This is a genomic window from Acidimicrobiales bacterium (assembly GCA_036270875.1).
Lineage (GTDB): Bacteria > Actinomycetota > Acidimicrobiia > Acidimicrobiales > AC-9 > AC-9.
On the sequence record DATBBR010000123.1, the window covers coordinates 1 to 19,090 of the forward strand.

The 19,090-nt window shown below is 69.4% G+C and carries 31 protein-coding genes and 3 pseudogenes; 33 read left to right on the forward strand and 1 reads right to left on the reverse strand.

Annotation, left to right across the window (positions count from 1 at the left end; genetic code table 11):
* From VH112_12250 to truA, 33 genes and pseudogenes are all read left to right on the forward strand, one after another.
* Positions 1-723: pseudogene (locus VH112_12250) on the forward strand (EF-Tu/IF-2/RF-3 family GTPase).
* Positions 724-734: 11 nt separating this feature from the next.
* Complete coding sequence (rpsJ, locus tag VH112_12255) at positions 735-1,061, forward strand: 30S ribosomal protein S10 (protein ID HEX4541007.1); 327 nt, start codon at positions 735-737, stop codon at positions 1,059-1,061.
* A gap of 201 nt (positions 1,062-1,262) precedes the next feature.
* Positions 1,263-1,931: a 50S ribosomal protein L3 gene (rplC, locus tag VH112_12260; protein ID HEX4541008.1), complete on the forward strand. Its 669-nt coding sequence runs from the start codon at positions 1,263-1,265 to the stop codon at positions 1,929-1,931.
* Positions 1,928-2,617, forward strand: coding sequence for a 50S ribosomal protein L4 (gene rplD, locus VH112_12265; protein HEX4541009.1), 690 nt, complete (start codon positions 1,928-1,930; stop codon positions 2,615-2,617). Before rplC ends, rplD begins: the two co-directional genes overlap by 4 nt.
* Positions 2,614-2,904, forward strand: coding sequence for a 50S ribosomal protein L23 (rplW, locus tag VH112_12270; protein HEX4541010.1), 291 nt, complete (start codon positions 2,614-2,616; stop codon positions 2,902-2,904). The genes rplD and rplW overlap by 4 nt, the downstream gene beginning before the upstream one ends.
* A gap of 9 nt (positions 2,905-2,913) precedes the next feature.
* Positions 2,914-3,750: a 50S ribosomal protein L2 gene (gene rplB / locus VH112_12275; GenBank protein ID HEX4541011.1), complete on the forward strand. Its 837-nt coding sequence runs from the start codon at positions 2,914-2,916 to the stop codon at positions 3,748-3,750.
* A 16-nt stretch (positions 3,751-3,766) separates the two neighbouring features.
* Positions 3,767-4,045, forward strand: coding sequence for a 30S ribosomal protein S19 (rpsS, locus tag VH112_12280; GenBank protein HEX4541012.1), 279 nt, complete (start codon positions 3,767-3,769; stop codon positions 4,043-4,045).
* 17 nt (positions 4,046-4,062) lie between these two features.
* Positions 4,063-4,398 (forward strand): annotated as a pseudogene (rplV, locus tag VH112_12285) (50S ribosomal protein L22).
* Positions 4,399-4,779: 381 nt separating this feature from the next.
* Positions 4,780-5,424, forward strand: a pseudogene (rpsC, locus tag VH112_12290) (30S ribosomal protein S3).
* A 353-nt stretch (positions 5,425-5,777) separates the two neighbouring features.
* Entirely contained in the window at positions 5,778-6,212 is a 435-nt protein-coding gene (gene rplP / locus VH112_12295) for a 50S ribosomal protein L16 (GenBank protein ID HEX4541013.1), read from the forward strand.
* A complete protein-coding gene (gene rpmC, locus VH112_12300) occupies positions 6,212-6,481 on the forward strand; it encodes a 50S ribosomal protein L29 (GenBank protein HEX4541014.1) in 270 nt (89 codons plus the stop codon). The genes rplP and rpmC overlap by 1 nt, the downstream gene beginning before the upstream one ends.
* A complete protein-coding gene (gene rpsQ, locus VH112_12305; protein HEX4541015.1) occupies positions 6,478-6,759 on the forward strand; it encodes a 30S ribosomal protein S17 in 282 nt (93 codons plus the stop codon). The genes rpmC and rpsQ overlap by 4 nt, the downstream gene beginning before the upstream one ends.
* Complete coding sequence (gene rplN / locus VH112_12310) at positions 6,756-7,124, forward strand: 50S ribosomal protein L14 (protein ID HEX4541016.1); 369 nt, start codon at positions 6,756-6,758, stop codon at positions 7,122-7,124. Before rpsQ ends, rplN begins: the two co-directional genes overlap by 4 nt.
* On the forward strand, positions 7,124-7,429 hold the full coding sequence (gene rplX, locus VH112_12315) for a 50S ribosomal protein L24 (protein ID HEX4541017.1): 306 nt from the start codon (positions 7,124-7,126) through the stop codon (positions 7,427-7,429). Before rplN ends, rplX begins: the two co-directional genes overlap by 1 nt.
* 38 nt (positions 7,430-7,467) lie before the next feature.
* Positions 7,468-8,007, forward strand: coding sequence for a 50S ribosomal protein L5 (gene rplE, locus VH112_12320; protein ID HEX4541018.1), 540 nt, complete (start codon positions 7,468-7,470; stop codon positions 8,005-8,007).
* 8 nt (positions 8,008-8,015) lie between these two features.
* Positions 8,016-8,201, forward strand: a complete 186-nt coding sequence (locus VH112_12325; protein ID HEX4541019.1) for a type Z 30S ribosomal protein S14 — start codon at positions 8,016-8,018, stop codon at positions 8,199-8,201.
* Between the two features lie 16 nt (positions 8,202-8,217).
* Positions 8,218-8,622, forward strand: a complete 405-nt coding sequence (rpsH, locus tag VH112_12330) for a 30S ribosomal protein S8 (protein HEX4541020.1) — start codon at positions 8,218-8,220, stop codon at positions 8,620-8,622.
* 51 nt (positions 8,623-8,673) lie between these two features.
* On the forward strand, positions 8,674-9,213 hold the full coding sequence (gene rplF / locus VH112_12335) for a 50S ribosomal protein L6 (GenBank protein HEX4541021.1): 540 nt from the start codon (positions 8,674-8,676) through the stop codon (positions 9,211-9,213).
* Entirely contained in the window at positions 9,213-9,575 is a 363-nt protein-coding gene (rplR, locus tag VH112_12340; GenBank protein HEX4541022.1) for a 50S ribosomal protein L18, read from the forward strand. The genes rplF and rplR overlap by 1 nt, the downstream gene beginning before the upstream one ends.
* Positions 9,576-9,579: 4 nt before the next feature.
* A complete protein-coding gene (gene rpsE / locus VH112_12345) occupies positions 9,580-10,128 on the forward strand; it encodes a 30S ribosomal protein S5 (protein ID HEX4541023.1) in 549 nt (182 codons plus the stop codon).
* 75 nt (positions 10,129-10,203) lie between these two features.
* Positions 10,204-10,407 carry a 50S ribosomal protein L30 gene (gene rpmD / locus VH112_12350; GenBank protein ID HEX4541024.1) on the forward strand — a complete coding sequence of 68 codons (204 nt, stop codon included), beginning with the start codon at positions 10,204-10,206 and terminating at the stop codon, positions 10,405-10,407.
* Positions 10,404-10,892 carry a 50S ribosomal protein L15 gene (gene rplO / locus VH112_12355; protein HEX4541025.1) on the forward strand — a complete coding sequence of 163 codons (489 nt, stop codon included), beginning with the start codon at positions 10,404-10,406 and terminating at the stop codon, positions 10,890-10,892. The genes rpmD and rplO overlap by 4 nt, the downstream gene beginning before the upstream one ends.
* Positions 10,893-10,917: 25 nt before the next feature.
* The gene (secY, locus tag VH112_12360) at positions 10,918-12,213 is read left to right on the forward strand and encodes a preprotein translocase subunit SecY (protein HEX4541026.1); all 1,296 of its coding nucleotides are present in this window, start codon (positions 10,918-10,920) and stop codon (positions 12,211-12,213) included.
* A 28-nt stretch (positions 12,214-12,241) separates the two neighbouring features.
* Positions 12,242-12,922 carry an adenylate kinase gene (locus VH112_12365; protein ID HEX4541027.1) on the forward strand — a complete coding sequence of 227 codons (681 nt, stop codon included), beginning with the start codon at positions 12,242-12,244 and terminating at the stop codon, positions 12,920-12,922.
* Between the two features lie 19 nt (positions 12,923-12,941).
* Entirely contained in the window at positions 12,942-13,682 is a 741-nt protein-coding gene (map, locus tag VH112_12370; GenBank protein HEX4541028.1) for a type I methionyl aminopeptidase, read from the forward strand.
* Positions 13,683-13,866: 184 nt separating this feature from the next.
* Positions 13,867-14,091 (forward strand): translation initiation factor IF-1, encoded by a 225-nt coding sequence (gene infA / locus VH112_12375; GenBank protein ID HEX4541029.1) that lies wholly within the window; start codon positions 13,867-13,869, stop codon positions 14,089-14,091.
* A 7-nt stretch (positions 14,092-14,098) separates the two neighbouring features.
* Positions 14,099-14,212, forward strand: coding sequence for a 50S ribosomal protein L36 (gene rpmJ / locus VH112_12380; GenBank protein ID HEX4541030.1), 114 nt, complete (start codon positions 14,099-14,101; stop codon positions 14,210-14,212).
* Positions 14,213-14,214: 2 nt separating this feature from the next.
* Positions 14,215-14,595 carry a 30S ribosomal protein S13 gene (gene rpsM, locus VH112_12385; protein HEX4541031.1) on the forward strand — a complete coding sequence of 127 codons (381 nt, stop codon included), beginning with the start codon at positions 14,215-14,217 and terminating at the stop codon, positions 14,593-14,595.
* Positions 14,595-14,993 carry a 30S ribosomal protein S11 gene (rpsK, locus tag VH112_12390; GenBank protein ID HEX4541032.1) on the forward strand — a complete coding sequence of 133 codons (399 nt, stop codon included), beginning with the start codon at positions 14,595-14,597 and terminating at the stop codon, positions 14,991-14,993. Before rpsM ends, rpsK begins: the two co-directional genes overlap by 1 nt.
* Positions 14,994-15,050: 57 nt before the next feature.
* Positions 15,051-15,677 (forward strand): 30S ribosomal protein S4, encoded by a 627-nt coding sequence (rpsD, locus tag VH112_12395; protein HEX4541033.1) that lies wholly within the window; start codon positions 15,051-15,053, stop codon positions 15,675-15,677.
* Between the two features lie 30 nt (positions 15,678-15,707).
* Positions 15,708-16,649, forward strand: a complete 942-nt coding sequence (locus VH112_12400; GenBank protein HEX4541034.1) for a DNA-directed RNA polymerase subunit alpha — start codon at positions 15,708-15,710, stop codon at positions 16,647-16,649.
* A gap of 61 nt (positions 16,650-16,710) precedes the next feature.
* On the forward strand, positions 16,711-17,004 hold the full coding sequence (gene rplQ / locus VH112_12405) for a 50S ribosomal protein L17 (protein ID HEX4541035.1): 294 nt from the start codon (positions 16,711-16,713) through the stop codon (positions 17,002-17,004).
* A complete protein-coding gene (gene truA / locus VH112_12410) occupies positions 17,001-17,864 on the forward strand; it encodes a tRNA pseudouridine(38-40) synthase TruA (protein HEX4541036.1) in 864 nt (287 codons plus the stop codon). Before rplQ ends, truA begins: the two co-directional genes overlap by 4 nt.
* On the opposite strand, the gene ilvA is transcribed toward truA, so the two are convergent.
* The coding region (gene ilvA / locus VH112_12415) for a threonine ammonia-lyase (protein ID HEX4541037.1) at positions 17,837-19,090 on the reverse strand (1,254 nt) is incomplete at its 5' end. The two genes, truA and ilvA, sit on opposite strands and share 28 nt — an antisense overlap.

A 19,090-nucleotide genomic window follows, 5' to 3' on the forward strand; every position in this document is an offset into this window, starting at 1 on the left:
CCGCGAGCTGCTGAGCGAGTACGAGTTCCCGGGAGACGACACCCCGGTGGTCCGGTTGAGCGCCCTCAAGGCGCTGGAAGGCGACGAGGCCGAGACACAGCACGTCCTCGAGCTCATGGAGGCCATCGACACCTACATCCCGAGCCCGAGCGGATCATCGACAAGCCCTTCCTCATGTCGGTGGAGGACGTCTTCAGCATCACCGGCCGGGGGACCGTGGTCACGGGCCGGGTGGAGCAGGGGATCATCAAGGTCGGCGACGAGGTCGAGATCGTCGGTCTCCGCCCCACCCAGAAGACCGTGTGCACCGGAGTGGAGATGTTCCGCAAGCTCCTCGACGAGGGCCGGGCGGGCGACAACATCGGCGCCCTTCTGCGCGGCACCAAGAAGGAGGACGTCGAGCGGGGCCAGGTCCTGTGCAAGCCCGGATCGATCACGCCGCACACCAACTTCGAGTCCCAGGTGTACGTGCTGACCAAGGAGGAGGGCGGCCGCCACAAGCCGTTCTTCAACAACTACCGTCCTCAGTTCTACTTCCGCACCACCGACGTGACCGGCACCATCACGCTGCCCGAGGGCACGGAGATGGTCATGCCGGGCGACAACACCACGATGACCGTCGAGCTCGGAAAGCCCATCGCCATGGACGAGGGGCTCCGCTTCGCCATCCGCGAAGGTGGGCGCACGGTGGGCGCCGGCCGGGTCACCAAGATCCTCAAGTAGGAAGGTCCTCGGTGCCCGACGGTCCCCGCCAGAAGATCCGCATCCGCCTCAAGGCCTATGACCACGAGGTCATCGACCAGTCCACCAAGAAGATCGTGGAGACCGTGCTCCGCACCCAGGCCAAGGTGCGGGGACCGGTGCCGCTCCCGACGGAGAAGCATCGGTACACCGTGATCCGGTCCCCGCACAAGTACAAGGACAGTCGCGAGCACTTCGAGATGCGGATCCACAAGCGGCTCTTGGACATCGTCGAGCACAGCCCGAAGACCGTCGACTCCCTCCAGCGCCTCGACCTGCCGGCCGGGGTCGACGTGGAGATCAAGATACAGACCGCCTGATATAGTCGCTGGTCCGGGCCGTACGGCCCGTGCCGTCCCATCCCTAGGTCCGTGGGAGCCCGAGTTTCTGGAGGGGACCCCACGGCACAACTCAGACAGCGCTCCGCCCGGCTCCGCCCAGGCGGAGCGTCCGCGTGCAGGGAGGCCGACGCCGGCCACCCCGCCTCCAGCCTTCGAGAACGAGAGGCAGCAGACCCGCAGATGGCAAGCAAGGCGATCGTCGGCGAGAAGGTCGGCATGACCCAGATCTGGGACGAGCGCAACCGTGCCGTGCCGGTGACCCTGGTCAAGGTCGCCCCGATGCGCGTGGTGCAGATCAAGACGCCCGAGAGCGACGGGTACGCCGCCATCCAGGTCACCTACGGGCTGCGACGGGCCAAGACCCTCAACAAGCCCCAGGCGGGGCATTTCGCCAGCGCCGGCGTGGAGCCCGGCCGCAGGCTGGTCGAGCTTCGCGTCGAGGACTCGAGCGCCTACACGGTCGGCCAGGAGCTCGACGCCGGCCTCCTCGCCGCCGGTGAAAAGGTCGACGTCACCGCGGTCAGCAAGGGCAAGGGATTCGCCGGAGCCATGGCCCGTCACAATTTCAAGGGCCAGGGGGCGTCGCACGGCAACCACAAGAAGCACCGGTCGCCGGGAGCGATCGGCGCCTGCGCCACGCCGGCCCGGGTGTTCAAGGGGACCAAGATGGCTGGCCAGCTGGGGGCCGAGCGGGTCACGACGCTCAACCTCGAGGTCGTCCAGGCCGATGCCGAGCGGGAGCTGGTGATGGTGCGGGGAGCCGTGCCTGGCCCCCGCGGCGGTCTGGTGCTGATCCGCGAGGCGGTGAAGGGCGGCCGGGCGACGGAGCAGGCGGGCCAGGCGTCATGAGTGTGGTCGAGGACCTCACCGTCACCAGGCGCACCGCCGAGGGCGAGGAGGCGGGCGCGGTCGCGCTCGATCCCGCCGTCTTCGGTGTCGAGCCCAACGTGGCGGTGATGCACCAGGTCGTCACCGCCCAGCTGGCGAAGGCCCGGGCGGGCACCCACAGCACGCTCACCAGGGCCGAGGCTAGGGGGGGCGGCGCCAAGCCCTATCGCCAGAAGGGAACGGGGCGGGCTCGCACCGGCTCCACGCGGTCCCCGCACTGGGTCGGTGGGGGCAAGGCTCTCGGGCCCAAGCCCCGTGACTACAGCCAGCGCACGCCGAAGAAGATGGTGCAGCTGGCCCTGCGCTCGGCCCTGTCGGACCGCGCCGCCCAGGGCCGCGTGGCGGTGGTGCCCGAGTGGCCGTTCGCCGCGCCCCGTACCAAGGACGCCGTGAGCGCACTGGCCGCCCTCGGCCTGGAGGGCAAGGTCCTCGTGGTGCTCGGCCCCGATGACGAGGCGGCCGTGCGCAGCTTCGCCAACCTGCCCGAGGTCCAGTTGGTGCTGTCCGGCGAGCTCAACACCTACGACGTGCTCCGCAACGACTGGGTGGTGTTCACCGACGCCACGCTGCCTGGCCAGTCCGCGTCCCGGCCTGCGGACCCGGCGCCGGCGAAGGCCGAGGAGCCTGGCGACGGGGGTGAGGAATGAAGGACGTCCGCGACGTGATCCTCAAGCCCGTGGTGTCGGAGAAGTCGTACGCGCTCCTCGACTCGAACGTGTACACCTTCGTGGTCCATCCCACCGCCACCAAGGTGGAGATCCGCAAGGCGGTGGAGTCCGTCTTCGGCGTTCGGGTCAACAAGGTGAACACCCTCAACCGCAAGGGCAAGCGCAAGCGCAACCGGCGCACCGGCGCCTACGGGCAGCGCGTCGACACCAAGCGGGCGGTCGTGACGCTGGCCGCCGGCGACAAGATCGACCTGTTCGAGAGCTAGGGACCGACGATGCCACTCCGCAAGCGCAAGCCCACCAGCCCCGGTCGCCGGTTCCAGACCGTCTCGGACTTCTCCGAGATCACCCGGGACCGCCCTGAGCGGTCCCTGGTCGCGCCCAAGCCGAGCACGGGCGGCCGCAACGCCTACGGTCGCAAGACGGCGCGCCACCGAGGCGGTGGCCACAAGCAGCGCTACCGGGTCATCGACTTCAAGCGGGACAAGGACCGCGTGCCGGCCAAGGTGGCGGCGATCGAGTACGACCCCAACCGCAACGCCCGCATTGCCCTCCTCCACTACCTCGACGGCGAGAAGCGCTACATCCTGGCGCCAGCCCGGATCGCGGTGGGCGACGTTCTTCAGAGCGGCCAGGGGGCCGAGATCCGCCCCGGCAACGCGCTGCCGCTCCGGTACATACCGGTGGGCTCGGTCGTGCACAACGTCGAGCTGCGGCCGGGGGCGGGCGGCAAGCTCGCCCGCGGGGCAGGGATGAGCGTCCAGCTTGTCGCCAAGGAAGGCTCGTTCGCCACCCTCAGGCTTCCCTCGACCGAGATGCGGCGGGTGCCGATCGACTGCCGTGGGACGCTCGGCCAGGTCGGCAACGTGGAGGCCGAGCTGGTGTCGGGCGGCAAGGCGGGCCGCAGCCGGTGGAAGGGCGTCCGACCCCAGACCCGCGGCGTGGCCATGAACCCTGTCGACCACCCCCTCGGTGGCGGCGAAGGGAAGGCCTCCGGTGGGCGGCACCCGGTGTCGCCGTGGGGCAAGAAGGAGGGCCGCACCCGGGCCCGTCACAAGGAATCCGACAAGCTCATCGTCCGCCGGCGCCGCAAGCGCGGCGCTCGGCGCTGAGGCAGGAGGGCTCGACGTGCCCCGCAGCCTGAAGAAGGGTCCGTTCGTGGACGACCACCTGCTCCGCAGGGTCGACGACCTCAACGGCCGCAGCGAGAAGCGGGTGATCAAGACCTGGTCGCGCCGTTCGACGATCATCCCCGACATGGTTGGCCACACCATCGCCGTCCACGACGGACGCAAGCACGTTCCCGTGTACATCACCGAGTCGATGGTCGGCCACAAGCTCGGGGAGTTCGCGCCCACACGTACGTTCCGGTACCACGCCGGGCAGGAACGGGCGGGGAGACGCTAGCGATGGCCGCCACCCGGATGGAGGAGCAGCTCGGGACCCGTGCCGTCCTCCGGTACTCCCGCATGTCGGCGTTCAAGGTCCGACCGGTGCTCGACCTCATCCGGGGTCGTGACCTCGACGAGGCCCAGGACATCCTGCGGTTCTCTGAGCGTGACGCGGCGAGGGTCGTGGCCAAGCTGCTGGCGTCGGCCGTGGCCAACGCCGAGAACAACGACGCCCAGTCGGCCGACGAGCTGTACGTGTCGGCCTGTTACGCCGACGAGGGCACTACCATGAAGCGGTGGCGGCCTCGGGCGCGGGGCCGGGCGACCCGCATTCGCAAGCGAACCTGTCACATCACCGTGGTGGTGACCCGGCTGCCTGACGAACGGCTCGCCCGCCGCCAGGCCAGGGACACCGGTGACGCCGTCGGCCGGCGTGCCCGCCGGGTCGCCGGGGCTCGAAAGCGGGCCGCAGCCAGTCAAGCGGCGGAGGCTGCTCCGGAGGCCGAGGCTGGCGTGCTGGAGGGCGGCGAGGAAGCGGCACCCGCCGTTGACCGCCCGTCTGACGAAGGGGCGGCCACCGACGATGCCGCTTCCTCCGGCCCGGCCAGCGCAGCCGAGGAGGAAGAGGAAGAAGACGAGGCCGCTGAGCCCGAACGGGCGCCTGAGGCGGAGGCGTCGGCAGAAGAACAGGAAGAAGAGCCGGCACCCAAGCGGCGGACGCGTGCCAACAAAGAGAAGAGGGACGAGTAGATGGGCCAGAAGGTCAACCCGTACGGGTTTCGACTGGGGGTCACAACCGACTGGAAGTCGCGGTGGTTCGACGATCGGCATTACCAGGACTCCGTGATCGAGGACTGGAAGATCAGGGACTACCTGATGACCCAGCTGGAGCAGGCGGCGGTGAGCCGCATCGAGGTCGAGCGGACGCGCGACCGGCTGCGGATCGACCTGCACACGGCGCGGCCCGGCATCGTCATCGGCCGGCGCGGGGCGGAGGCGGACCGCCTGCGCACCGACCTGGCCAAGATCACCCACAACCCGAAGGTGCAGCTCAACATCCAGGAGATCAAGCAGCCGGAGCTCGACGCGGCGCTGATCGCCCAGGGCATCGCCGACCAGCTGGCGCGCCGAATCAGCTTCCGCCGGGCGATGAAGCGGGCCCTCCAGACGGTGCAGAAGGCCGGCGGCCAGGGGATCCGGGTCCAGTGCACGGGGCGGCTCGGCGGATCGGAGATGGCTCGCAAGGAGCATTACCGCGAGGGCCGCGTGCCGCTGCACACCCTGCGCGCCGACATCGACTACGGCTTCCGGGAGGCCAAGACCACCTTCGGCCGCATCGGCGTCAAGGTCTGGATCTACAAGGGTGACATCCTCCCCTACCGGACGTCCCTCGAGGAGAAGATCAGCCGAGAGGCCGCCATGGCCGTCGGCGAGACCTCGGGCCAGGGGCGTCCTCGCCGGGTCATCTCGGCCGGCGGCGGGCGGCGTCGTCCCGAGCTGGGCGAGCCGGGAGCGGCGCCGGAGGACGAGACGCCTGAGACGGCCCCGGCTCCGGAGCCAGCCGAGGCCGAGACCGGGGCGGAGGCAAGCGAGGACGGGCAGGCCGCACCGGCGCCGGCGCCGGCGGCCACCGAGCCGCCGGTCGACGACGCCCTCGAGCGTCTCCTGGCCGAGGAGGAAGAGATCGAGCGCCGCACCCGTGAGCAGCACCACGAGGCACCGCACTTCCGCAAGGAGTCGGACTGAGCATGCTCATGCCTCGCAAGGTCAAGCACCGCAAGCAGCAGCGCGGTCGGCTCACGGGACTCGCCAAGGGCGGCACCGTGGTGCGCTTCGGCGACTACGGCATCCAGGCCCTCGAGCCCGGATGGATCACCGCTCGTCAGATCGAGGCCGCTCGGATCGCCATGACCCGCCACGTCCGCCGGGGTGGGAAGGTGTGGATCCGAATCTTCCCTGACAAGCCGGTGACTCAGAAGCCCGCCGAGACCCGCATGGGCTCGGGGAAGGGCAACCCGGAGCACTGGGTGGCGGTCGTCAAGCCGGGCCGGATCCTCTTCGAGCTCGCCGGTGTGGACGAGACCCTGGGCAAGGCGGCCCTGGAGCGGGCGATCCAGAAGCTGCCGATCAAGGCCCGGTTCGTGGTGCGCTCGGGACTGGACACCAGCGGAGGGGAGCTGTGATGGCCAGCGCCACCGAGCTGCGCGAGCTCGACGTCGGGGAGTTGGAGTCACGCCTCTCCGAGTCCAAGCGAGAGCTGTTCAACCTGCGCTTCCAGGTCGTGACCGGCCAGTTGGACAACGTGAGCCGGATCCGCCAGGTGCGACGGGACGTGGCCCGGATCAAGACCATCCTGCGCGAGCAGGAGATCGCCGCTGCCGAGGCGATCGAGCAGGCCGCTTCGCCCGCAGCGGCGCCTGTCGGCGAGGGCGCTGAAGAGGATCGATCATGAGCGAGTCGTCTGCAGCCTCCGCTGGCCGCCCCAACCGGCGCAAGACCCGTGAGGGTCGAGTCGTGTCGAACGCCATGGACAAGACCGCGGTGGTGTCCGTCGTGGAGCGGGTGCGTCACCCGCGCTACGCCAAGACCGTCCAGCGGACCAAGCGCCTCTACGCCCACGATCCCGCCAACGACGTCAGAGTCGGTGACCGCGTCCGCGTGGCCGAGACCCGGCCGTTCTCCAAGCTGAAGCGCTGGAGGGTGGTCGAGGTCATGGAGCGTGCCCGGTGATACAGCAGGAGTCCCGCCTTCGGGTGGCCGACAACTCGGGGGCCAAGGAGGTCCTCTGCATCAAGGTGCTGGGCGGGTCCAAGCGCCGCTACGCCAGCATCGGCGACATGTTCGTCGCCACCGTGAAAGACGCCATACCTGGCGCCGCGGTGAAGAAGGGCGAGGTCGTGAAGTGTGTCGTCGTGCGGACCAAGAAGGAGAAGCGTCGGCCCGACGGCAGCTACATCCGCTTCGACGAGAACGCCGCCGTCCTCGTCAACGAGACCCAGCAGCCCCGCGGCACCCGCATCTTCGGGCCCGTGGGACGCGAGCTTCGGGACAAGCGGTTCATGCGGATCGTCTCGCTGGCTCCGGAGGTGCTCTGATGCGGCTCAAGAAGGGTGACCGGGTCCGGGTGCTCTCCGGCAAGGACCGGGGCAAGGAAGGCGAGATCATGCGGGCCTTCCCGGCCGAGGGCAAGGTCATCGTGGAGGGGGTCAACGTGGTCAAGCGCCACACCCGTCCCACGAGAGCGGCCCGTCAGGCCGGGATCATCGACAAGAACATGCCGATGCCGGTGTCCTCGGTGGCGATTGTCTGCTCCCAGTGCGGCCCGAGCCGCGTCGGGTTCCGCTTCGACGACCAGGGCCGCAAGGTGCGGGTGTGCCGCAAGTGCGGGGGTGACCTGTGACCGATCAAGGCACCCTGCCCACCCGCGAGCGACCCCGGCTGCGCCAGCAGTACTCGGCAGAGATCCGCGACCAGCTCAAGGGCTCCCTCGGCCTCTCCAACATCATGGAGGTGCCGAGGCTGTCCAAGGTCGTCATCAACATGGGCGTGGGTCGGGCCACCCAGCAGGCCTCGTTGCTCGAGGGCGCCGTGCGCGACCTGTCGACCATCAGCGGGCAGAAGCCACTCGTGACGCGGGCCCGAAGCTCGATCGCCGGCTTCAAGCTCCGGGAGGGCAACGCCATCGGCTGCAAGGTCACCCTCCGGGGCGACCGGATGTGGGAGTTCTTCGATCGGCTGGTCAGCCTGGCCATCCCCCGGGTCCGGGACTTCCGGGGTCTGTCGACCCAGTCCTTCGATGGCCGGGGCAACTACACCTTCGGCGTCACCGAGCAGCTGATCTTCCCCGAGATCGACTACGACAGCATCGACACCACCAGAGGGATGGACATCACCATCGTCACCACCGCTCGTACCGATGCCGAAGGGCTGGCTCTTCTGACGGCCTTCGGCTTCCCGTTCAGACGTGAGGGGCAGTAACGAACATCATGGCCAAGAAGGCACTCATCCAGAAGCAGCAGCGCAAGCCCAAGTTCAAGGTCAGGGCCTACACCCGGTGCCGGCGGTGCGGGAGGCCCAAGGCCGTGCTTCGCAAGTTCGGGCTGTGCCGGATCTGTCTTCGGGAGATGGTGCACAACGGCGAGGTGCCCGGTGTGACCAAGGCGAGCTGGTGAGAGGAGGACGGCAACCGTGACCATGATGGACCCCATCGCCGACATGCTGACCCGGATCCGCAACGCCAACGTGGCCATGCACGACACGGTGGCGATGCCCGGCTCGAAGCTGAAGGAGTCGCTCGCCGACATCCTCCAGCGCGAGGGCTACATCGACGGCTATGAGTCGGGCGACCATCCCAGCCGTCCCGGGCGGCTGCTCGAGATCAAGATGAAGTACACCCCAGAGCGAGACCGGACCATCTCCGGCCTGCGGCGGGTGTCCAAGCCGGGCCTGCGGGTCTACACCCGCGCCGACAAGCTGCCGCGTGTGCTCGGCGGTCTCGGCGTGGCCGTCCTGTCGACGAGCCAGGGACTGATGACCGACCGCGAGGCGCGCAAACGCCGGGTCGGTGGCGAGGTCCTCTGTTATGTGTGGTGAGGCGACGATGACTGGTTCTCCGAGGGACATGACACGCCCGGGGGTGGGCTGATGTCGAGAGTCGGACGCGCTCCCATTGCTGTCCCCGATGGCGTCGAGGTGGCCGTGAGCGGTCGCCAGGTGAGGGTCACCGGCCCGCAGGGCGTGCTGGCCCGCACCCTCCCCGGCGACATCACGCTCCGTCAGGAGGACTCCACCCTGCTCGTCGAGCGCCCCGACGACCAGCGTCACAGCCGGGCCCTGCACGGCCTCACCCGGTCCCTGGTCAACAACATGGTCTCCGGCGTGACGACGGGGTTCACCAAGGAGCTCGAGATCGTCGGCGTCGGCTACCGGGCCAACGCCCGGGGAACCGACCAGCTGGAGCTGGCCCTGGGCTTCAGCCACCCCGTGCGGGTTGACGCGCCCGAGGGCATCTCCTTCGAGGTCCCCGCGCCCACCCGCATCACGGTGCGGGGCATCGACAAGGAGCTGGTCGGCCAGGTGGCGGCCACCATTCGCATGATCCGCAAGCCCGAGCCCTACAAGGGCAAGGGCGTCCGCTACCGCGGCGAGCGGGTGGTCCGCAAGGCCGGGAAGGCGGCGAAGTGATGGACGGCACCAGCTACCGCGACGACCTGCGACAGCGCCGTCACCGCCGGGTCCGCAAGAAGGTGCGGGGAACTCCCGAGCGACCCCGGCTGGCCGTGTTCCGCTCGAACCGCCACATCTCCGCCCAGGTCATCGACGATCTCAACGGCCGGACAATTGCGGCCGCCTCGACGCTGGAGGCCGAGCTGCGCGGGCAGCCCACGGCCAACGTGACAGCCGCCACCGCGGTCGGTCAGCTGCTCGGGAGCAGGGCCCGGGAGGCCGGCGTGACCCGCGTGGTCTTCGACCGGGGCGGCTTCCTCTACCACGGTCGGGTCGCCGCCGTCGCCGACGCCGCCCGCCAAACCGGATTGGAGCTCTAAGACGATGCCTGAGTCACAGTACGAAGAGCGGACCATCAAGGTGAACCGGGTGGCCAAGGTGGTGAAGGGTGGACGGCGCTTCTCCTTCACGGCCCTCATGGTCATCGGCGATGGTAACGGGAAGGTGGGCCTGGGCTACGGGAAGGCCAAGGAGGCCGGCCTGGCCGTCCAGAAGGGCATCGACGAAGCCAAGAAGAACCTCTTCGACGTCGCCCTGGCGGGGTCCACCATCACCCATCCCACCATCGGCGAGAGCGGGGCCGGCCGGGTCCTCCTCAAGCCGGCCGCACCGGGGACCGGCGTGATCGCCGGAGGAGCCGCCCGGGCCATCCTCGAGATGGCGGGCATCCACGACATCCTGGCCAAGTCGCTCGGCTCGTCGAATGGGATCAACGTCGCCCACGCCACGATCGCCGGGCTGAAGTCGCTGAAGCGACCCGACGAGGTGGCCCGGCTGCGGGGCCTGTCGCCCGAGGAGATCAGCCCCAAGGGCATGCTCAGGGCCTACCAGGAGCGCCAGCGCGGCGGACACGTGCCCACCGAGGTGGCCTAGCCCATGGCCACCGCGAAGCGAGCCCCCCGCGCCCGCGCCAAGCCGGATACTCCGGCGCGGCTCGTCGTCACCCAGGTGCGGTCGGCCATCGGCAGCAAGCCCAAGCACCGAGGCACCCTGCGGGCACTCGGGCTCCGCCGGATTGGGCACCACTCGGTGCTGCCCGACCGCCCCGAGATCCGGGGGATGATCGCCCGGGTGCCTCATCTCGTCTCGGTGGCGCCGGCGCCGCCCGACGGTGGCGCCGCTGGCGACGAAGGTGAAGGAGCCACACCGTGAAGCTGCACGATCTGAAGCCCCCGCCGGGGGCCACCCGCGCCCGCCGACGGGTCGGCCGGGGCATTGGCGGCAAGGGCGGCAAGACCGCCGGGCGGGGCATGAAGGGCCAGGGGGCCCGTGACACCGTGAAGCCCGGCTTCGAGGGCGGCCAGCTGCCCCTGAAGCAGCGGATCCCCAAGCTCAAGGGGTTCAAGAACCCGTTCCGCGTGGAGTACGCCGTGGTCAACCTCACCGCGCTGGACGCCATCGAGGGCGACGAGGTGAACCCCGAGGTGCTCCGCGCCGCCGGGTTGGTGCACAAGCGGGGACTGGTCAAGATCCTGGGCGGGGGCGAGGTCCACCGGGCCCTGCGGGTCGAGGCACATGCCTTCTCGGGCCCGGCCGAGGCTGCCATCAGCGCAGCAGGCGGTACCGTGAGGGTCATTCCACCGCCCTTTGGCGGCGGCCGGCCGCCGGCAAAGGGCAACGCCCTGACCAACCGCTGAGCAGTTCGCAGGACGAGGAGCCTCCATGCTCTCCAGCCTCAAGAACATGTTCAAGGTCCCCGACCTGCGGAACAAGGTTCTCTTCACCCTGCTCATCATCTCCCTGTACCAGTTCGGGGCGAACGTGCCGGTGCCGGGCATCAGCTTCAGCGCCGTCCAGCAGCTCGAGCAGCAGGCCAAGGCCGGGGGGATCCTGGGCTTCCTCAACCTCTTCTCCGGCGGCGCCCTGACCCGGTTCGCCGTCTTCGGGCTGGGGATCATGCCCTACATCACCAGCTCGATCATCATCCAGCTGCTGGTGACGGTGATCCCCAAGCTGGAGGAGTGGCGTGACCAGGGTGCCGTCGGCCAGCGCAAGCTGACCCAGGTGACCCGCTACCTGACCGTGGCCCTGGCCCTGATGCAGTCCACCGGGCTGGCCTTCGTGTTCCACGGTGGCGGTGGGGGCCTGCTGGGGAACGGCCAGAACATCGATCTCATTCCGAAGTTCACCGTCCCCAGGGTGCTGTTCATCGTCCTCACGCTGACGGCGGGCACCGCCTTCGTCATGTGGCTGGCCGAGCTCATCACCCAGCGGGGGATCGGCCAGGGCATGTCGATCCTCATCTTCGCCAACGTGGTGGCCAGCATCCCGTCAGGGGGAGCGGTGATCCTGGCCGAGGGAGGCCGGTTCAAGTTCGGGATCGTCCTCGCCCTCGCCCTCGTGCTGCTCGTGGCCATCGTCTTCGTCGAACAGGGCCAGCGCCGGATCCCCGTCACGTTCGCCAAACGCGTCACCGGGCGGCGCATGTACGGGGGCCAGAGCACCTACATACCCCTCAAGGTCAACCAGGCGGGGGTGATACCGATCATCTTCGCCAGCTCAGTGCTCTACTTCCCCGTCCTGCTGTCGAACGTCGTCCCGTGGCACTCGCTGCGCAATTTCATCAACAACCACCTGGTGCAGCCGACGAGCTTCTACTACATCGGCCTCTATGGGGTCCTCATCATCCTGTTCACGTACTTCTACGTCACCATCACCTTCGATCCGCATCAGCAGGCCGACGTCATCCGAAAGCAGGGCGGCTACATCCCCGGCATCAGGCCCGGATACCCGACCGAGCGGTACCTCGCCAACATCCTCAATCGCATCACGCTGCCCGGCTCGCTCTTCCTGGCTTTCGTGGCCCTGCTTCCGTCGATCGCCTTGGCCGTCTGGGGTATCACCAAGTTTCCCTTCGCCGGCACGACGCTGCTCATCGCTGTCGGCGTGGCCCTGGAGACGATGAAACAGATCGACAGCCAGCTCATGATGCGCAACTACGAGGGCTTCCTGAAATAGTGGCGAGCCTCCTTGTCCGGGAGCGCTGGTGGTACCGGGCGCCCGGCTGATCATCCTCGGCAAGCAGGGCGCAGGGAAGGGGACACAGTGCGTGCGGCTGTCCCGCCACTACGTCGTGCCCCACATCTCGACCGGCGACATGTTCCGGGCGGCGGTGAAGTCGCGCTCCGAGCTGGGTGAGAAGGCGAAGGAGTTCATGGACGCAGGCGAGCTGGTTCCCGACGAGGTCGTGATGGGGCTGGTCGCCGAGCGCCTCAGCCTCGACGACACCAAGGCCCGGGGCTTCGTGCTCGATGGCTTTCCCCGGACGGTGCATCAGGCCAAGGGTCTGGCCGAGCTGCTGGCGCCCGACGAGATCGAGCTGGTCGTCAACCTCGAGGTCGCCACCGAGGTCGTGCTCCGCCGCCTGGCGGGGCGGCGGGTGTGCATCGACTGCGGGGCCAACTACAGCGTCGACACCCCGCCCAGGCTGAACTGGACCTGTGACATCTGTGGAGGCGAGGTCGTCCAGCGCGAGGACGACACCGAGGCGGCCATCCGCCGCCGTCTCGACCTCTACGAGCGCGAGACCCGGCCGCTCGTCGACTGGTACGCCGAGCTCGACCTCCTGGCCGTGGTGGACGGTGTGGGTGATCCCGACGTGATCACCGGCAGCATGGTGCGGGTCGTCGACCAGCGCCGCGAGCACAGCCTGGGGCGCCGTCCGTGAGGGCGAGGGAGGGTGCCAGATGAGACGCAACGCCGAGGAGATCGTCAAGATGCGCCAGGCCGGCCGCGTCGTGGCCGAGATGCACGACCGGACGCGGGCCGCCGCCCGGCCGGGAGTGACCACGGCCGACCTGGACGCAGTGGCCGTCGACGTCCTCGAGCGCCGGGGGGCCCGGTCGAACTTCCTCAACTACCACGGCTTCCCGGCGGTCATCTGCACCTCACCGAACGACATGATCGTCCACGGGATCCCGGGCGACTACCGGCTGGCCGAGGGCGACATCCTGTCCATCGACTGTGGGGCGATCGTCGAGGGCTACCACGCCGACGCCGCCTTCACCATGGCCATCGGGGCGGTGGCGCCGGCGGATCAGGCCCTCATGGAGGTGACCGAGCAGAGCCTCTGGGCCGGGATCGAACAGATGCGGGAGGGAAACCGGCTCAACGACATCGGCCGGGCCGTGCAGGCCGTGGTGGAGAAGGCGGGATTCTCGGTCGTGCGGGAGTACGTCGGCCACGCCATCGGCACGGCCATGCACGAGGAGCCCCAGGTCCCCAACTACTGGCCCGGCAGTCCGGGGCCCAAGCTCAAGGTGGGCAACGTCTTCGCCGTCGAGCCCATGGTGAACGCCGGCACCGCCGGCACCCGGCTGCTGGGCGACGGCTGGAGCGTCGTGACCGCCGACGGCCGGCGCTCGGCCCACTTCGAGCACAGCATCGCCATCACCGACGACGGTCCGGAGGTGCTCACCGTACCCTGACATGCTAAGATGTCAGATTGGCCGGGGCTTCGGGTATTCGGGGTCCGAGGCTACGGGGGCGGGCAGCCGGTCTCCGGGGCTCGTGCTCCCTCGTCCGACCAGCCCTCGTCCAACGTTCGGCCGCTTGCCGGCCGGCCCTTTCCCAAGCAGCACCTGACCATTGCCGCATCCGTAGGAGGATCATCTGCCCAAGCCCAAAGAGGACGCGATCGTGCTCGAGGGAACGGTTGTCGAGCCGCTCCCGAATGCCATGTTCCGAGTCGAGTTGGAGAACGGGCACAAGGTGCTCGCCCACAGCTCGGGAAAGATGCGAATGCATCGCATCCGCATCCTGCCCGGAGACCGTGTCCAGGTGGAGATCACGCCCTACGATCTGTCGAGGGGCAGGATCACGTATCGATACAAGTGAGCAGGATATGAAGGTACGACCCAGCGTCAAACCAATCTGTGAGAAGTGCAAGGTGATCCGCCGCCACCGGCGGGTGATGGTCATCTGCACCAATCCCCGTCACAAGCAGAGGCAGGGCTAGCGATGGCGCGCATAGCGGGAGTCGACATCCCGAGGGAAAAGCGGCTCGAGGTCTCCCTCACCTACATCTACGGCGTGGGTCGGACCGCCTCCCACCAGGTCTGTGACGCCACCGGTATCGACTGCGGCACCCGGGTGCGGGACCTCACGGACGAAGAGGTGGGTCGCCTGCGGTCCTGGGTGGACGCCAATCTGAAGGTGGAGGGCGACCTGCGTCGAGACGTCGCCCAGGACATCAAGCGCAAGATGGAGATCGGCTCTTACCAGGGCGTCCGTCACCGACGCGGCCTCCCGGTGAACGGCCAGCGCACCCACACCAACGCCCGCACCCGCAAGGGGCCCAAGAAGACCGTCGCCGGCAAGAAGAAGGTTCGCAAGCACTGATGCCCAAGCCCAAGCCAGGAGGGCGGCGGCCGCGCCGCCGCGAGCGCAAGAACGTCGCCTACGGCGTGGCCCACATCAAGAGCTCGTTCAACAACACGATCGTGTCGATCAGCGACCCCGAAGGCAACGTCCTGGCCTGGGCGTCGGCGGGCAACGTCGGCTTCAAGGGCTCCCGGAAGTCCACGCCCTTCGCCGCTCAGCTGGCCGCCGAGGCCTGTGCCCGTCGGGCCATGGAGCACGGCGTGCGAAAGGTCGACGTGCTGGTGAAGGGCCCGGGATCGGGGCGGGAGACCGCCATCCGGTCCATCACCAACACCGGCATCGAGGTGGCCGGTATCAAAGACGTCACCCCGATACCCCACAACGGTTGCCGGCCCAAGAAGCGGCGGCGGGTGTGACCCGCGCCGAGGTTCGATAGGCCCCGATAGAGGACGAGGAGGAGAGCACCCCACCCCATGGCCCGATACACCGGCCCCGTCTGCCGCCTGTGCCGACGGGAGAAGATGAAGCTGTTCCTGAAGGGACCCAAGTGCGACTCGATGAAATGCCCGATCGAGCGCCGGCCCTATCCTCCGGGCGAGCACGGGCGCGACCGCGTCCGCCAGGGCTCTGAGTACCTCGCCCAGCTACGCGAGAAGCAGAAGGCCCGTCGCATCTACGGCGTCCTCGAGAAGCAGTTCGTGAACCTCTACGAGCAGGCCACGCACCAGTCGGGGATCACCGGCGAGAACCTGCTGCGCATGCTCGAGCTGCGCCTCGACAACGTGGCCTACCGGGCTGGCTGGGGTGCCAGCCGGGCCCAGGCCCGCCAGCTCGTCCGCCACGGGCACGTGCAGGTCAACGGCAAGCGGGTCACCATCCCCAGCTATCAGGTGCGCCAGGGCGACGTCGTGGCCCTGGCCGAGCGGTCCCGCCAGCTCATCATCATCCGTCACAACGTCGACACCCTGGACCGCCAGGTCCCGCCCTGGCTGGAGGCCGAGGAGGGCGGCCTCCGGGTCACCGTGCAGAGCCTGCCCCTCAGGGAGCACATCGACGTGCCCGTGCGAGAGCAGCTCATCATCGAGCTGTACTCCAAGTAGCACCACCAGCGTCAAGGAGTCATCGTCGCAATGCTCATCATCCAACGCCCGACAGTGGAGCCGCTCGACGAGGAAGAGAGTGGCCGCCAGCGCTTCGCCATCGGCCCCCTGGAGCCAGGGTTCGGCCACACCATGGGCAACACCCTGCGGCGGACCCTGCTCTCCTCGATTCCAGGGGCGGCCGTCACCCAGGTCCGCTTCGACGACGCCTTGCACGAGTTCACCACCCTTCCGGGCGTGAAGGAGGATGTCACCGACATCATCCTCAACCTGAAGGACATCGTCCTCCGGGTGGAGTCCGACGAGCCCGTCACTCTCCGCCTGGACGTCCGCGGTCCGGCTGCCGTCACCGCCGGGGAGCTGCAGACCCCGGCCGACGTGGAGGTGCTGAACCCCGAGCTGACCCTGGCCACGCTGGATCCGAAGGGCAGGCTGGCCATGGACGTCACCGTCGAGCGGGGCCGCGGCTACGTCTCGGCCGAGCTCAACAAGCGCACCTCGACCATCGGCGTCATCCCGGTGGACTCGATCTTCTCGCCCGTTCGCAGGGTCGCCTTCACGATCGAGCCCACCCGAGTGGAGCAGTCGACCAACTTCGACCTGCTCGTCCTCGACATCGAGACCGACGGCTCGATCTCGCCGCGCGACGCCCTGGCCTCGGCGGGCGAGACACTCCGGTCCCTGGTGGGTCTGGTGGCGGACATGAGCGAGCATCCCCAGGGCCTCGAGCTCGGCGACGTCAGCACCATGACCAGCGGCTCGCCCGACCTCGACCTTCCCATCGAGGACCTCGATCTCTCCGAGCGGCCCCGCAACTGCCTGAAGCGGGCCCAGGTGAACAGCATCGGCGAGCTGGTCGAGCGCACGCCCGACGATCTGCTTGCCATCACCAACTTCGGCCAGAAGTCCCTCGACGAAGTCGCCCAGCGCCTGGACGAGCGGGGCCTGTCGCTGCGCACCAAGGAGGAGTGAGGTGCAGGGCACCCCGACCAAGGGCCGTCGTCTCGGCGGCGACGCCGCCCACCAGAAGGCCATGCTCGGCAACCTCGTGGCGTCGCTCGTGGCAGCCGAGGCCCTGGTGACCACCGAGTCCAAGGCCAAGGCCATGCGGCCCGTTGTCGAGAAGGTCATCACCAAGGCCCGCAAGGGCGGGGTCCACCGTCAGCGCCAGGTGGTGGCGCTCATCAGGGACAAGGACATGGCCAACAAGCTGTTCGAGGAGATCGGGCCCCGCTATACCGACCGCCCGGGCGGCTACACCCGAATCCTCAAGCTCGGGCCGCGCCATGGGGACAACGCTCCCATGGCCCGTATCGAGCTCGTGTGACGCTCTTCGGGCCGGAGGAGCCGGCCCGGGGGGCCGGTTCGACGACACGGCCCGCGGCGCTCCCCGAGCCTGGGGCGCCGGTGCGCATCCGGCTCACGGTCGCCTACCAGGGGACCGGATTCCACGGCTTCGCCGCCCAACCCGGCCAGACCACGGTGGGCGGGACCCTGAGCGAAGCCGTCGAGAAGGTCGTCGGCCACGAGGTGAGCCTGACCTGCGCGGGACGGACGGACGCCGGGGTGCACGCCTGGGGTCAGGTGGCCCACGCCGACCTCGCCCCGGTTCGAGGGAGGCTCGATCTCGACGCGCTGCTCCGATCGTGCAACGCCATGCTGGCGCCGGCCATCGTCGTGCGCGAGGCCCGGATCGCCCCGCCCGGCTTCGACGCCCGCCACTCTGCGCTGGCGCGCCGCTACCGCTACAGCGTGCTCAACGTGGCGACGCCCGATCCCTTCCTCGCCGCCACGGCCTGGCACGTCGAGGACCCGCTCGACCTCCGGGCCATGGAGCAGGCGACCGATCCGCTGCTCGGTGAGCACGACTTCTCGACGTTCTGCCGTCGCCCGCCGGACGGCGGATCGCTCGTACGTCGCGTCCACGACGCCCGCTGGACCCGCGGCGACGGTGGTCTGGGCGAGGCCGACCTGCTGCGTTTCGAGATCGAGGCGGGCTCCTTCTGCCACCAGATGGTCCGCTCCGTGGTGGGCACCCTGGTCGAGGTGGGTCGGGGGCGAAGGCGGGCCGGGGACCTGGCCTGGGTCCTGCGATCCTGCGATCGCGCCCTTGCCGCGCCGCCCGCGCCGCCCCACGGCCTGTGCTTGTGGGGCGTCGACTATCCCGACGACAGCCAGGCGGCCTGATCGGCCGGGTCGGCGGCCAGGGCCACGTTGAACCCCTGGTCCCGAAGCGTGCGCACCACCTCGTGGCGATGGGACGGATCGCGGGTCTCCACCGTGAGCAGGACCTCGACCTCGTCCACACCCAGCTCGAGTCCGGCCCGATGGTGCTCGACCGACAGCACGTTGAGCCGCATCTTGGCCACGGCGTCGGTGAGGGCGGCCAGGGCGCCGGGACGGTCGCTGAGCACGATCCGCAGCAGCAGGTAGCGGCCGGCGGCGGACAGGCCACGGTCGATGAGCTTGGTGAGCACGAGGGGATCGACGTTGCCACCCGACAGGACGGCCAGGGCCGGCCCCGCACCCGGCACCCGACCGGCCAGGATGGCTGCCAGGGCCACCGCGCCGGCCGGCTCGACGACGACCTTGGCCCGCTCCACCAGCAGCAGGAGGGCGCGGCTGATCTCCTCCTCGGTCACGGTGACGACGTCGTCCACGTAGGCCTGGGCGTGGGCGAGCGTCAGATCGGACACGCAGCGCACGGCGATGCCGTCGGCCATGGTGGCCACGTTGTCGAGCGTCACGACCCGTCCGGCGTCGAGCGACGCCCGCATGGCCGCCGCCCCCGCCGCCTCGACACCGACCACCCTCACCTGGGGCCGGCTGTGGGCGAGGGCGGTCGCCACCCCGGCGACCAGCCCGCCGCCTCCCACGGGCACGACCACGACCGCGGCCTCGGGCGCCTGCTCGGCGACCTCGAGACCGACGGTCCCCTGACCGGCCACGACGAGTGGATGGTCGAAGGGCGGCACCAGCACGGCGCCGGTCCGCTCGGCGTGGTGGCGGGCGGCGACCATGGCGTCGTCGACGACGGCGCCGTCGAGGAGCACCGTGGCGCCGTAGGACCGCGTGGCCTCGACCTTCGGCAGGGCCGCGTTGGCGGGCATGAAGATCGTGGCGGGCAGGCCCGACAGGCGGGCGGCGAGGGCCACGCCTTGGGCGTGGTTGCCAGCCGAAGCGGCGACGACCTCCGGCTTCTGATCCTCCGCCCGCTCCAGGTGGGCCACGAAGTTGCGGGCGCCGCGGATCTTGAACGAGCCGGTCCGCTGGAGCTGCTCGCCCTTCAGCAGCACCTCGCGGCCCGCCAGCTCCGAGAGCGAGTGAGAGTGCGTGACCGGCGTGACCCGCAGGACCGGCGCGACGGTCGCCCGGGCGGCTTCGATGTCGCGCAGGTCGATCACGCCAGCGTC